Annotated in this window: 14 protein-coding genes and 1 pseudogene; 8 read left to right on the forward strand and 7 right to left on the reverse strand. The window is 70.9% G+C overall.

What is annotated here, in order from left to right:
• Window positions 1-19: 19 nt before the first annotated feature.
• On the forward strand, window positions 20-928 hold the full coding sequence (locus ABZX11_RS12755) for a PDR/VanB family oxidoreductase (protein WP_354912704.1): 909 nt from the start codon (window positions 20-22) through the stop codon (window positions 926-928).
• Here the strand turns inward: ABZX11_RS12755 and ABZX11_RS12760 are convergent.
• Window positions 925-1,491, reverse strand: coding sequence for a TetR/AcrR family transcriptional regulator (locus ABZX11_RS12760; RefSeq protein ID WP_354912706.1), 567 nt, complete (start codon window positions 1,489-1,491; stop codon window positions 925-927). The two genes, ABZX11_RS12755 and ABZX11_RS12760, sit on opposite strands and share 4 nt — an antisense overlap.
• A 35-nt stretch (window positions 1,492-1,526) precedes the next feature.
• Window positions 1,527-1,883 (reverse strand): MerR family transcriptional regulator, encoded by a 357-nt coding sequence (locus tag ABZX11_RS12765; protein ID WP_354912708.1) that lies wholly within the window; start codon window positions 1,881-1,883, stop codon window positions 1,527-1,529.
• A 58-nt stretch (window positions 1,884-1,941) separates the two neighbouring features.
• Here ABZX11_RS12765 and ABZX11_RS12770 point away from each other — a divergent pair, with 58 nt between their 5' ends.
• Genes ABZX11_RS12770 through ABZX11_RS12780 form a run of 3 tightly spaced genes read left to right on the forward strand, consistent with a single transcriptional unit; the run spans window position 1,942 to window position 4,145 of the window.
• Complete coding sequence (locus ABZX11_RS12770; RefSeq protein ID WP_354912710.1) at window positions 1,942-3,132, forward strand: MFS transporter; 1,191 nt, start codon at window positions 1,942-1,944, stop codon at window positions 3,130-3,132.
• 42 nt (window positions 3,133-3,174) lie between these two features.
• On the forward strand, window positions 3,175-3,894 hold the full coding sequence (locus ABZX11_RS12775; protein ID WP_354912712.1) for a hypothetical protein: 720 nt from the start codon (window positions 3,175-3,177) through the stop codon (window positions 3,892-3,894).
• Between the two features lie 8 nt (window positions 3,895-3,902).
• Window positions 3,903-4,145, forward strand: a complete 243-nt coding sequence (locus tag ABZX11_RS12780; RefSeq protein ID WP_354912714.1) for a peptide-methionine (R)-S-oxide reductase — start codon at window positions 3,903-3,905, stop codon at window positions 4,143-4,145.
• 71 nt (window positions 4,146-4,216) lie between these two features.
• Here the strand turns inward: ABZX11_RS12780 and ABZX11_RS12785 are convergent, their stop codons facing one another.
• Together ABZX11_RS12785 and ABZX11_RS12790 are read right to left on the reverse strand one after the other, a co-directional pair.
• A complete protein-coding gene (locus tag ABZX11_RS12785; protein WP_206796230.1) occupies window positions 4,217-4,363 on the reverse strand; it encodes a DUF6307 family protein in 147 nt (48 codons plus the stop codon).
• A 176-nt stretch (window positions 4,364-4,539) separates the two neighbouring features.
• A pseudogene (locus ABZX11_RS12790) lies at window positions 4,540-4,701 on the reverse strand (DNA-binding response regulator); the annotation flags it as partial.
• 91 nt (window positions 4,702-4,792) lie between these two features.
• Between ABZX11_RS12790 and ABZX11_RS12795 the strand changes: the two are divergent.
• Both ABZX11_RS12795 and ABZX11_RS12800 read left to right on the forward strand, forming a co-directional pair.
• Window positions 4,793-5,467 (forward strand): BON domain-containing protein, encoded by a 675-nt coding sequence (locus ABZX11_RS12795; RefSeq protein WP_354912716.1) that lies wholly within the window; start codon window positions 4,793-4,795, stop codon window positions 5,465-5,467.
• A 218-nt stretch (window positions 5,468-5,685) separates the two neighbouring features.
• Window positions 5,686-6,216, forward strand: coding sequence for a DUF5994 family protein (locus tag ABZX11_RS12800; RefSeq protein WP_354912718.1), 531 nt, complete (start codon window positions 5,686-5,688; stop codon window positions 6,214-6,216).
• A 5-nt stretch (window positions 6,217-6,221) separates the two neighbouring features.
• Here the strand turns inward: ABZX11_RS12800 and ABZX11_RS12805 are convergent, their stop codons facing one another.
• Complete coding sequence (locus ABZX11_RS12805) at window positions 6,222-6,389, reverse strand: hypothetical protein (RefSeq protein WP_354912720.1); 168 nt, start codon at window positions 6,387-6,389, stop codon at window positions 6,222-6,224.
• Between the two features lie 17 nt (window positions 6,390-6,406).
• Here ABZX11_RS12805 and ABZX11_RS12810 point away from each other — a divergent pair, with 17 nt between their 5' ends.
• Window positions 6,407-7,039: a hypothetical protein gene (locus tag ABZX11_RS12810; protein ID WP_354912722.1), complete on the forward strand. Its 633-nt coding sequence runs from the start codon at window positions 6,407-6,409 to the stop codon at window positions 7,037-7,039.
• A gap of 211 nt (window positions 7,040-7,250) precedes the next feature.
• Here the strand turns inward: ABZX11_RS12810 and ABZX11_RS12815 are convergent, their stop codons facing one another.
• Both ABZX11_RS12815 and ABZX11_RS12820 read right to left on the reverse strand, forming a co-directional pair.
• On the reverse strand, window positions 7,251-7,775 hold the full coding sequence (locus ABZX11_RS12815; RefSeq protein WP_354912724.1) for a dihydrofolate reductase family protein: 525 nt from the start codon (window positions 7,773-7,775) through the stop codon (window positions 7,251-7,253).
• A gap of 70 nt (window positions 7,776-7,845) precedes the next feature.
• Window positions 7,846-10,296, reverse strand: a complete 2,451-nt coding sequence (locus tag ABZX11_RS12820) for a LuxR C-terminal-related transcriptional regulator (RefSeq protein ID WP_354912726.1) — start codon at window positions 10,294-10,296, stop codon at window positions 7,846-7,848.
• An 849-nt stretch (window positions 10,297-11,145) separates the two neighbouring features.
• Here ABZX11_RS12820 and ABZX11_RS12825 point away from each other — a divergent pair.
• Window positions 11,146-11,988: a DUF1996 domain-containing protein gene (locus tag ABZX11_RS12825; RefSeq protein ID WP_354912728.1), complete on the forward strand. Its 843-nt coding sequence runs from the start codon at window positions 11,146-11,148 to the stop codon at window positions 11,986-11,988.
• Window positions 11,989-12,120: the final 132 nt, after the last annotated feature.

Below are 12,120 nucleotides of genomic sequence, written 5' to 3' on the forward strand. Positions count from 1 at the left end.
TTACCGTACGTTCGGTAATATGGATCTCGTCATCGACGCGCTGACGCCCGCCGCCGCGGGCGTGCTCGCCCTGACCCTCGTCCCCGCCGACGGCCGTGAGCTGCCGCCTTGGCGCCCGGGCGCCCACATCGACGTGACACTTCCCCAGGGGCCGACCCGCCAGTATTCGCTGTGCGGCGACCCCGCGGACCGGTCGAGCTGGCGCATCGCGGTGCGGCGCGAAGAGGACTCGCGAGGGGGCTCGGCGTGGTTCCACGACCAGGCCACCGAGGGCATGACGCTGACGGCCGGAACGCCGAGGAACCTCTTCGAGCTGCAGCCGGCGAAGGCCTACGTGTTCGTGGCGGGCGGCATCGGGATCACTCCCCTGCTCCCGATGATCGCCGAGGCCGAGCAGGCGGGTACTCCGTGGACCCTCTGGTACGCCGGGCGGACCCGGTCATCGATGGCCTTCATCGACGAACTCGCCCGGTACGGCGACCGGGTGCACCTCGCGGCGAGCGACGCCGGTGACCGCATCCGGGTCGCCGACGTCTTGGGGTCACTCGACCGCGACGTGGCCGTTTACTGCTGCGGTCCCGCTTCTCTGACCGCGGCGGTGGAGGACGCCTGCGAACCCGGCAGCGTGCACGTCGAGCGCTTCACCGCCGGAACCGTCCCGGCGGACGGCGGCTTCGACGTCCACTGCGCACTGTCCGGAGTGGACGTCCGCGTCGAGGACGGCACCACGGTCCTCGACGCGCTGCTGGAAGCGGGGGTCGAGGCCGACTACTCGTGCACGCAGGGGTTCTGCGGCACCTGCGAGACCCGCGTGCTCGAGGGCGTCCCGGACCACCGCGACGACTACCTCGACCACTCCGCGGCGCCGGACACGATGATGATCTGCGTGTCCCGCTCCCGGTGCCCGAAGCTGGTGCTCGACATCTAACGCTTCGGCGGCATCAGCAGCTTCGGCAGGTCGGCTACCGCCTCGGCGAAGGCGTCGGTTTCGCCCAGCACCCGCGCCAGCACGAGCGCCCCCTCGATGCGCAAGAACGCGTCCTTGGCGGCCCGCGCGGCCTGCTTGGGCGTCCGCCCTGCCCGGCGCGACGCGTCGGTCATGGCGTCGACCCACGTCTTCCCGAGGTCGCGGGCGTGGTCACGAAGCTTCGGCGGCGTCCCGGCCAGCGTCATGGTGTCGAGCACGCACGACAGCGCTCCCGCGCCGTAGAAGTCACCGAGCCGGCGAGCGGTCTCCTTGATGCCCTTGGCGACGTCGGGGTCCTCGCGCAGCGGGGCCAGGATCCACCGGAACCGCTCCCCCACCGCGGTCAGGACCGCGTCGGCGATCTCCTCCTTCCCCGCCGGGAACCGGTGGTAGAGGCTCGCCCGCTGCAGCCCGGTCGCGGCGGAAAGGTCACCGATGGCGGTGCCGTCGAAGCCCTTTTCGCGGAACACGGAGACCAGGAGGTCGAGCAGCTGGGCGTCGTCGATGGAGGGAGGGCGTGCCATGCCGTCCACTTTACCGAACTTTCGGTAAAGAAGTACTACCGCTCCCCGACGACGGCGTCCAGGTAGTCGTCGATCGCCTGCAGGTTCTTCTGCAGGCCGTCGAGGCGTTCGGCCATCCGGGCCCGCTCCTGCCGCACCCGGTCCACGAAGTCCGGTGCCGGGTAACAGGAATTGGCCGCCTCGGCCAGGCACGGCAGCACGGCACGGATGATCTCGGTCGTCAGGCCCGCGTCCAGCAGGCTGCGGATCTGCTGCACCCGCTCGACCTGCGGCTCCTCATAGGACCGGTAGCCGTTCTCCTCGCGCCTCGGCTCGATCAGGCCCTGCTGCTCGTAGTACCGCAGCAACCGGGCGGAAACCCCGGTCCGCTCCGCCAGCTCTTTGATCCGCATCACACCTCCCGGCAGGCCGCTTGCTCTCACACTGGTGTCAAGGTTCGAGTCTAAACACGTGACCACCGAACAAATCAACGTTCCCCGCACTTCACCGGCGGAACGGCTTCCCCTTCCCCCGCTGATCGCGCTCTTCACCGCCGGCTTGATCACCACCCTGACCGAAGCACTCCCGGCCGGTGTGCTGCCGCAGATGAGCCGCGCACTGGACGTGTCCGAATCCGTGGCAGGCCAGACGGTGACGATCTACGCGGTCGCGACCCTGCTGACGGCGATCCCCGTGACACTGGCCACCGCCTCGTGGCCGCGGCGCCACTTGTTCCTGATCGCACTCGCGGGATTCGTGCTCGCCAACCTCGTGACCGCCGTCTCCCTCGACTTCACCACCACCCTGGCGGCCCGGTTCGTCGCGGGCGCGTCGTCCGGGGTGGTCTGGAGCCTGCTCGGCGGCTACGCGGCACGGCTGGTCGGCCCCGGCCTGAAAGGCCGCGCGATGGCCTTCGCCATGGCCGGCACCCCGGTGGCCCTCTCCCTCGGTGTCCCCGTCGGGGCGTACCTCGGCAAGGCCGTCGGCTGGCAGCTCACGTTCGGCGCCGTCACCGCGCTGACCGCGCTGCTGATGCTCTGGACCGGGTGGACACTGCCGAACTTCCCCGGCCGGACGGCCGAGGACCGGGTCCCGCTGCGGCGCGTTCTCCGGCTGCGCGGCCTCCGCACGGTGCTCGTCGTGACGGGCGCGTTCGTGCTCGCGCACACCATCCTCTACACCTACATCGCGCCGATCCTCGGCGACGTCGGGCTGGCCGACCAGGTCCAGTGGATCCTCCTCGACTTCGGCATCGCCTCGATCGCGAGCATCTGGCTGACCGGCGTGCTGATCGACCGGCACCACCGCCGGCTCGTCATCGTCAGCACCCTGCTCTTCACCGTGGCCGCGGCCGTGCTGGCCGTGGCGTCCGCCCACCCGGTCGCCGCCTACGCCACGGTCGCGGCCTGGGGCCTCTCGTTCGGCGGCGCGGCCACCCTGCTGCAGTCGGCACTGATGCGGGCGGCGGGCACGCACGCCGACGTGGCCCAGTCGTCCATGGTGACCACCTGGAACCTCGGCATCGGCCTGGGCGGCCTGGCCGGTGGCGGGCTCCTCGCCGGGTTCGGCTCGGGATCACTGATGATCGCCGCCGTCGTGCTCCTGGTGCCCACCGCGCTCGTCGTGCTCTTCGCCCGCGGCCACGCGTTCCCGGCGCGCTGAAATCGCAGCGCGCCGGCCTGAACCCCTACCTAGGATCGTGACATGAACAGCGACATCAACTTCTACTTCGACCCCATCTGCCCCTTCGCGTGGATGACGAGCAAGTGGGTCCGCCTGGTCCAGGCGCAGCGGGACTACACCGTCGACTGGCGGTTCATCTCCCTGCGCCTGATCAACGCCCACCTCGACTACGACACGCACTTCCCACCGGAGTACCCCGCCCAGCACACCGCCGGCCTGCGGCTGCTGCGGGTGGCTTCGGCGGTCCGGGAACAGCACGGGCGAGAGGCGATCGGCCCGCTTTACGCCGCTCTCGGCGCGCGCGTCTTCGAAGCCGCTTCCGACGAGGGCAAGACCCCGGGCTGGCAAGGCACTCCCGGCCTCGCCGCCGACGCCCTCGCCGAGGCCGGCCTGCCGACCTCGCTCGCCGACGCGCTCGACGACGCCTCGCGTGACTCGGAGATCCAGGCGGAGTCCGATGAAGCGCTTTCGCTGACGGGAAAGGACGTCGGCACCCCGATCATCCACTTCGAACCGCCGCACGGGGTCGCCTTCTTCGGGCCCGTGATCAGCCGGCTGCCCGACGAGGAGCAGGCCGGGCAGCTGTGGGACCACGTCGTCGGCCTCGCCCGGTTCCCCGGCTTCGCCGAGCTGAAGCGCAGCTTGCGCGAACGTCCCCAGCTACCGTCCTTCGGCGTCACGGCGCAGGAGCCGGGCATCACCGAAGACTGGCACGCCGGGAGCCGCCGGCTCAAGAAATAGTCGAAGCAATGATCCGGGTGGAGGTCCGCTCGCTGCACGGGGACAGTCACCTCGGCCATGTGTTCAATGACGGGCCGCTCGACAAGCCCGCCCACCGCCGGGCCGCCCCCAATCGAGCCCGCGCGAGCGGGGCCGCCGCCTGGAACCCGATCCGGCCACCGCACCACGGGTGCGGTGGCCCTTCCAGCGGGGTCGCCGGTCACCCGCGCGCAATGCCTCGATCGTCTCCCGCACCCCGGGCTGATCGCTGATCACGCGTGGCGCCCGAACTCGGTTGAACCCGCTCGGGGTGCGCGGCACTGCCGTGCCCCCTCTGCCGGATTCACCGCATCTTCTCGGGGATCTCTTCGAGCGTCCGCAGCAACCGGATCGCCAGCGCGCGGGCTTCTTCCGCGGACAGCGGCGAATTCTCCTTCACCGTGTTCTCCACGAGGTTCACTCGCTGCTCGTAGCGGGACACGAAGTCCATGTCTGACCTACTTCTCTCGATGACACGCGCCATGTTCATCCGGTGGCCCACCGAACAGAGGGGGAAAGCAGTCGTCCCGGGGGACCGATGTCACCGGCGGGGGCGGCGGCCGGACGGGTCGTGCGCCCACTTGCCGGGTGCGGCAGGCCGGTGGTGCGGGGAGTCTTCGGCCGCGGTGGCACCCTGGCCAGGGCTTCGGCCACCGAAGAAGCCTGCCCGACGACCGTCAGGCCGGGTTCGTCGCCGACGAGTTCGGCGACGCCGCGCCGCACGAGTTCGTGGTCGTCGACCAGGAAGACCGTGATGACGGGCAGAGCGCGCTGCGGGCTGTCATCCACCACGCGAGCCTACGCCCGCCGCGCCGAACGACCCCCGGACAAGGGTCCCGCGACTCTAGGCGGCGCGGTGCGGGCGGACCACCGTGGAGGCATGACCCAGATCCAGCACCGGCCCGACCACCACCTGAAGACGGCCGTCACCGACGAGCTCGCCTGGACTCCCAGTGTCAATGCCGAAGGAATCGCCGTGAGCGTCGACGGCGGTGCCGCGACGCTGGCCGGGCACGTCGGCACCTATCCCGAGAAGGAAGCGGCTCTGCGCGCCGCGGGCCGGGTCCACGGCGTGACCACGACCGTGGACCAGATCCTGGTCCGGCACGGCCACGCGGTTCCGGCCGACGTCGATCTCGCCCGGGAAGCCATGGCCGTGTTCGACCGCCGCACGGTTCTCGTGCCGAAGGACTCGGTGCAGGTCGACGTGCGCGACCGGGTGATCACGCTGCGCGGCACGGTGGACTGGCACCACGAGCGCGAAGCCGCCCGCCGGGCGGTTGCCGCGCTCCCCGGGGTCGAGGGAGTGCGGAACCTGGTCACGCTGCGGCCCGCGCCGGGCGTCACCGCGGCCGAGACCAAAGCGCAGATCCTCGCGGCGCTGGCCCGGCACGCGCCGGGCTTCGCGCAGCACGTCGAGGTCGCCGTCGACGACGGCCAGGTCACCCTCACCGGCGCCCTCCTCACCCCGGCCGAACGCCGTTCGGCCGAGCAGACCGCGTGGTTCGCCCCCGGCGTCACCGCGGTCGACAACCAGGTGAAGCTCTCCGGCTGAGCCCCTCGCCGCCGGCCGGCCCCCGGAACTCCGCAGTGTCCTGTGCGAAAAGGACAGGGCACTGTGGACCCGCGCCCGGCCCCGCGGAACGGAACACCGCTTTCCCGAAGCAACAATCGAAAACGTCCGAGAGCATTTCGCACGCCGGTGCTCAAGCCCGCGTCGTTCTCGGCCCCAAGTCCGGCCGGTGCCCTCCGGCCGGGGACGGGAGCACCGGCATGAAGTCGGTCCCGCACACCACCCACGCCATGCGCGTCGCCCAGGCCGCCGGAGAACTCCACGAGCACGCGCCGCGGCTGCGGCTCAAGCCGGAAGCACCGACCACCGGCTGGGTCGACGGCGCCTGGTGGCCCCATTCCCCGGACCTGACCGCCGAACTGCCGTCGCTGCTTCCGGCGCTGACTGCCCGGCTGGGCCGGGTCGAACGGGTCACCTACCACCTCGCGGCCTGGCCGCCCGCCGCACGCCGGCTGCGGTCCGGGGACGAGCGGAGTGACGTCCGGCTCGAGGGATTCCGGTCGCAGCACCCCGCCACCCTGACCGTGATCGGGATCGGCGCGCGCCGTCGGCTGACCCTGCTGGTGATTCCGCCGGGCGCGGATCCGGACTTCGCGCACCACGCGTTGCTGACCGCCGCGCGCCGGGACAACGCCGATACCGTCGACACGCTGCTCGCCGCGCTCGGCGAGGACACTGTGGAGGTCGAAGGCGGCCGGACTCCCGTCCAGGCGGAACCAGCCGACGCGTAGCGGGGTCAGCTCGTTTCACGCTCCGGTGGTGAGGCCGCGAGGCGGGCGTGCAGGCGTTCCCGGATCTCGTCCGGGGTGTAGGCCCGCCGCTGTCGTTCCCGGCGCGCGATCACCACCCCGGTCGCGGCGACCCCGACGAGCCCGGCCAGTCCCAGTGTCTTCCACCAGCGCATGGGCCTAGGCTACTGCCGTGCCGGGGACCGAGCTCGATCTCGACGAAGCCGTGGCCGTGACGCGCACGGGCGACCTGTGGCTGTTCCGGGGCCGGTCCACCGCCGACCGCACGATCCGCGTCGTCACGAACAGCCCCGTCAACCACGTCGGCATGGCCGTGGTGATCGAAGACCTGCCACCCCTGATGTGGCACGCCGAGCTCGGCCGCTCGCTGCCGGACGTCTGGTCGGGTACCCACCACCGCGGCGCCCAGCTGCACGACCTGCGCCAAGCCGTGCTCGTCTGGGCCGAGCGGTACCACCAGCGGGCCTGGCTGCGCCAGCTCGACCACCCGGTCACCGCGGAGATGGAGGACGCCGCCCTGCGCACGGTCGCACGGCTCGACGGCACACCGTTCCCCTCCACCGCACGCCTCGCGTCCCGCTGGCTCGGCGGACGGCTGCCGTCGAAGTCGCGGAAGCGGGACACCGGCCTCGAGTCCGGTTACTGCGCCGAGATCGTCGCGCTGACCTACGAAGCCATGGGCCTGCTGCCCCCGGGCCGCCGGCCGAACTGGTACGACCCGGGCCGCTTCTGGAGCGGCGACCACCTCGACCTGACCGGCGGTGCCACCCTGGGTGACGAGATCGCCGTGCGCCTGCCGAGCTGAACCTGGTTGTCCCCTGTGGACGCTCCCGAGGCGCCTGAGTCAGGCACCGACCGGCCAGGCGATCGCCGCGACGCGCGGGTCTCCCTCCCGCGCCGAACACGTCTTGCAGCGCGCCCTCGAGGCCACCACCGTGATGGTCCCGGCCACTCGGGCTGACCCGGTGCTCTCCACCGCTCTCTACTCCCGGTCCCCGCACGGGCCCAACGCTCGATCAGCGGGTGTAGGTCAGGGCCAGCACACCGGTGCCGAACGTCCTGGACTCGGTGAGGGTCAGGGGTAGTTCGGTGCCGATGTCGTCGAACAGCCGGGCGCCCTTGCCGAGCACGATCGGGTGTACGAGCAGGTGCAGTTCGTCGAGCTGGTCTGCCAGCAGCAGCGAGCGGACGAGGCTGACGCTGCCCGAGATCATGATGGTGCCGCCGTCCTGGGCTTTCAGGTCGGCGACCTGGTCGCGGGTGATGACGGTGGTGTTGTTCCAGTCCGCCTTGGCCAGGGTGGTGGAGACCACGTACTTGGTGATGTTGTTCATGAACTCGGCGCCCTCGTCAGTGCGGCCGGGCCAGGAGGCGGCGAAGCCCTCGTAGGTCTTGCGGCCCAGGAGCATGGTGTCGGCGCCGGACATGGTGGCGTCCACGTCCTTGGCCATCTCGTCGCTCCAGTACGGGAAGTGCCACTGGCCGGGCTCGTCGGTGACCCCGTCGAGGGAGGTGAACAGGCTGGCAACGATGGTGCGCATCTCGGTGTTCCTTCCGGTTTCGGCTGGTCACCAGTCTGTCGGCGGAGCCGTGCGCGGACATCCGTGGAACTCACGGAACAGACCACGGATTCCACTCCGTGGCCCGGACGGCGGCTTCGCGGAGAGAGCCGTGCCAGGATCGCCAGATGCCGTCGACCCAGCCGGTGAACTCGTCCGGCCGCAGCAACGCCGCCGCAGCAGCGTGGTCATTCCGGCGCAGCAGCACCCAGGCGTCGAAGAACGCCATGGCCCGTGGGTCGTTCGGCACGCGGCCGGCGGGCGCGAGGTCGTCGACGATCCCGGACCACCGTTTCTCCTCCTCGGTGGCCCCCTCGATCGCGTACACCGTGGCCAGGGCCTTCGCGGCGCGGCGCAGCGTGCTCAGCCGGGGCCGTCCGGCCTCCTGCCACGCGTCGAGGAACACCACTCCGTAGGCTCGGGCCTCGTCCCACTCGCCGCTCAGCGTCGCGACGATGATCAACCGGTAGGTGGCCAGGTGCCCGGACTCACGGTTCTGCGGCAGGTCCCGGCAGCGCCGGGCCGTGTCCCGGGCGACGGCCAGGTCCCGGGCAGCGATCGCGGCGTAGGTCGCCATGCCGTACGCGTCGTTGATTTCGTAGCCCAGCTCGGCGTCCAGAGGCAGCCTGCCGAGCAGTTCGGTACGCCGCCGAGCAGCGGTCAGAGCGGCTCGGGTGTCCCCCTGACCGAGGTGGATCACGGTCAGCTGGTCCAGCGCGGCGCTCACGACCAGCGGATCACCGCTGCGTTCGGCCAGCTGTACGGCGTGGCCGGTGGCCGCGACGGTCAAAGGGTCGTGGACGGACCCTGAGAACGCCTCGGCCGTGGCGATCCTGGCCAGCGCGACGGGGTCTTCGCCCGCGTACCGCCGGGCATCGGCCAAGGTGGTGCGCACCGCGTCCGGGTCAGCGGGTGCAGCGATGATGCCGGCCGACCGGTGCAGAAGCTCGACCACCCGGGCCAGCTCGCGGGCCGCCGGTTCGGGCCGGCCGGCGAGCAGGGCGGCCTCCCCGGCGGCGCGCCGCAGCCGCAGGGCGTCGTCGCCGGCATGCCGAGCTTCGGCGGATCCGGCGGCGAGGCGCAGCGCGTCGAAGCGGGCGAGCGGGGTGGCGGCCAGGTCGGCCGCCTGCTCGGACCGCAGCTGTGCTTCCGCCAGCAGACCCCGCCGGTGGCACAAGGCGGCCAGCAGCGTCGCCGCCTCGCCGGAGGACGTCCGGGCCAGAGCCCAGCGCAGCTCGTCGGCGATGCGGTCGAAACCCGCGCGCCACCCGGTGTCTTCGTGGTCGGCCGCCAACAGGGTGGTGCCTTCGGACAGGAACCAGCGCAGGTGCCGATCGCGGACCTCCGGCTCCTCGGCCGCGAGGAGCTCGACGCCGTACTGGCGGACCGACTCCAACGCCGTGTACCTGGTCCCGTCCGGGGACGGGACGGTCTTGAGCAGGTTGTGATCGGCCAGGGTCGCCAGGCCGGCGAGCACGTCGGCGGTGGGCTCGGCGGTGACGGCCGCAGCCGCGGCGAGCCCGAAGCCGGTCGCGAAGACCGAGACCCGCCGCAGCACCGTTCGGGCTTGCTCGTCGAGCAGCTGGTAACTCCAGTCCAGTGCGGACCGCAGCGATCGGTGCCGGTCGTCGGCCCGCCGGGCCCCGGTCAGCAAGCTGAGCTGGTCGGCCAGCCCTTCGGAGACTCCGTCCAGGCCGACCGCGGCCACCCGCGCCGCCGCCAGCTCGATGGCGAGCGGCACGCCGTTCAACGCCTCGCAGATCCGGCCGACCGCCTCGCCCGCGACCTGGGTGGCACCCGCGGTCTCCGCCCGTGTCACGAACAACTGCGCTGCTTCCGCCGGGGCCAGGCCGGACACGGGGAAGACCCGCTCGAACGGGACCGACAGCCGGACCCGGCTGGTCGCCAGCACCGTGATGTCCACGCTGTGCCGCAGCAACTGCTCGACCAGCACCACCACGCCGTCCACGACGTGCTCGCAGTTGTCCAAGACGAGCAAGAGCCGCCGGTTCCCAGCCCACGTCACGAGATTCTCCTCGGCGACCCCCAGCCCGGCGGCCACCGCTTGCGGCACCATCGCCTCGCCCGAGACCGGTACCAGGTCGACGTAACGCACACCGTCTTGCGACACCACGTCCGCAGCCACCGCCAGCGCCAGCCGGGTCTTGCCGACCCCGCCCGGGCCCACCGCCGTCACCAGCCGGTTGCCCTCCAGGGCCCGGGCCAGTGCCTGCCGCTCGGTGAGCCGGCCCACCAGGGGCGTCAATGCCTGCGGCAGCACCGGCCCGCAGGTGGCCGCGAGGTCCCGCGCCATCGCGGCCAGGGCACGCCGGTCGCTCACGCCGAGCTTGCGCAGCAACGAGGAGACGTGGCTCTCGACCGTCCGGATCGAGATGAACAGCCGGGCCGCGATCTCCGGGTTGGTCAGGTACTCGCCCAACGCCGTCAACACTTCGACTTCACGCGGCGACACCCGCACACCCGCCACCTCATGATCCGGCATACCCCCAGTACACACGACCGGCGATGACCAGTACGACACCGGCCGACCGGGGTGACAACTGGTCGTGGACCGGCTCGCGCGACGTCGCCCGCACCCACGCCGCGGGCGGCTTCGGCGGTCGGCCGCGCGGCGCGACGGGTTGGTGGGAAAATTGCCGTCCAGCGTCTTGACGTCACCCAATCGGGGCGGTTTACTTTCAGTTACCTCGATGGAACCGGTTCCGCGGCCGCCACCTGGAACCTCGGCATCGTGACGTGCGCAGTGCGCGACACGATGGATCACGACTGACCAGGTGGGCTCGATGAGATCAATGACGTTCTCCCGACCACGACGCACCGCAGCACCATCGACCGCAGCCGCGGGGCGCATCCGCCGTCCGCTCCGGCCGAGTGGTGCCCCGTGTCCACGGAATCGAGTCATTGCCGCGGTACTCCTGCGCCCATCGCGGACAGCGGTGCGCCACCACCGATTCCGCGCCGCGGTCGACCGTGTTCGCCGACGCGAGCGGCAGCCGGCTCCTCGACAATAGGCTGCAGTCTTCGCGCGAAATCGAACGGCGCGCCCAGGCAATCGCGGCATCACCGCGATCGTGCACTCCCTCGACAACTTTGCTTTGTTTCGGACCTTCGTCGCGCCTATTCAAAGTTTTGAATGCAAAGTAAGGAGATCAATATGCGAAGTAAATCGAATCCGGCGACCGGTTGCCGACCTCGACAGTCCCGGTTCCGGACCCGGGCCGTTCTTACCGCCACCCTCGCTCTTGCACTGGCCGGGAGTACCGCCTTCGTGGCCGGCGCGAGCGAAACGGGCTCCGCTTCGAGCAGCTCTATCGCGGCGGATGCCGGCTGGGTGGACGTCGACCAGGCCCGGTACCAGCGCGAACTGGCCGACTACCAAGGCATCGTGCCGCCACCGGTGCCGGCCGGCACGACGAGGGTCCCCGAATTCCACACCGACTGCACGATCGCGAACGAAGCCAAGGACGATGCGATCGTCTTTCCCCGCCTGCCCGGCGCCTCCCACATGCACACGTTCTTCGGGCCGAGGAACGACGCGTTCATGACAACGGAAACCCTTCTGGCCGCCGGATCGACTACGTGCAATTCCCCTGGCGACAACGCCGCTTACTGGGTACCGCAGCTGCAGCGGAACGGTGTGGCCGTTCCGTTCAAGAGCATGCGCGTCTACTACGGTTCCCGGCTCAACGACCCCTCGGCCGTCCGGCCGTTCCCGCCCGGGCTGGTGATGGTGCAGGGTGACGCGAAGCTCCAGGTACCCACCCAGAAGGGCCAGGGCAACCAGTTCTGGTGCGCGGGCAGCGCCGAAGTCGGGCGGAGCGCCGACGGGAACTGGCCGGTCTGCGCCCCCGGCGGGAACCTGATCTACCAGCTCACGTTCAAGGACTGCTGGGACGGCAAGCACATCGACTCACCCGACCACAAGTCGCACATGGGTGACCCGGTCGCCGGCAAGTGCCAGGGCAACTACCCGGTCGCGATACCGAACCTGTCGTACATGGTCAACTACGACATCCTGGGCGGCGACGGCCTCGCGCTGTCCTCGGGAATGGCGTCGTCGATGCACGGTGACTTCATGAACGGCTGGGACCACGTCAAACTGGCGGCACTGGTCAAGACCTGCCTGAACCAGAACGCGAAGTGCGGGACCACGCCGAGCTTCACCGGCGGCTGAAAGCGACGGTAAGCGGCTGCCGTGCCGGCCCGATCGGCTCGCGGCGGACCAGCATCGGGTCGACGAGCTCCAGGTACCGCTCCATCCCGTGCGGCGTCAGCAGCGCCTCGGCCAGCGAGGCGAGGCCGCGCA

The organism is Amycolatopsis sp. NPDC004169 (assembly GCF_040610315.1).
Taxonomy (GTDB): Bacteria; Actinomycetota; Actinomycetes; order Mycobacteriales; family Pseudonocardiaceae; genus Amycolatopsis.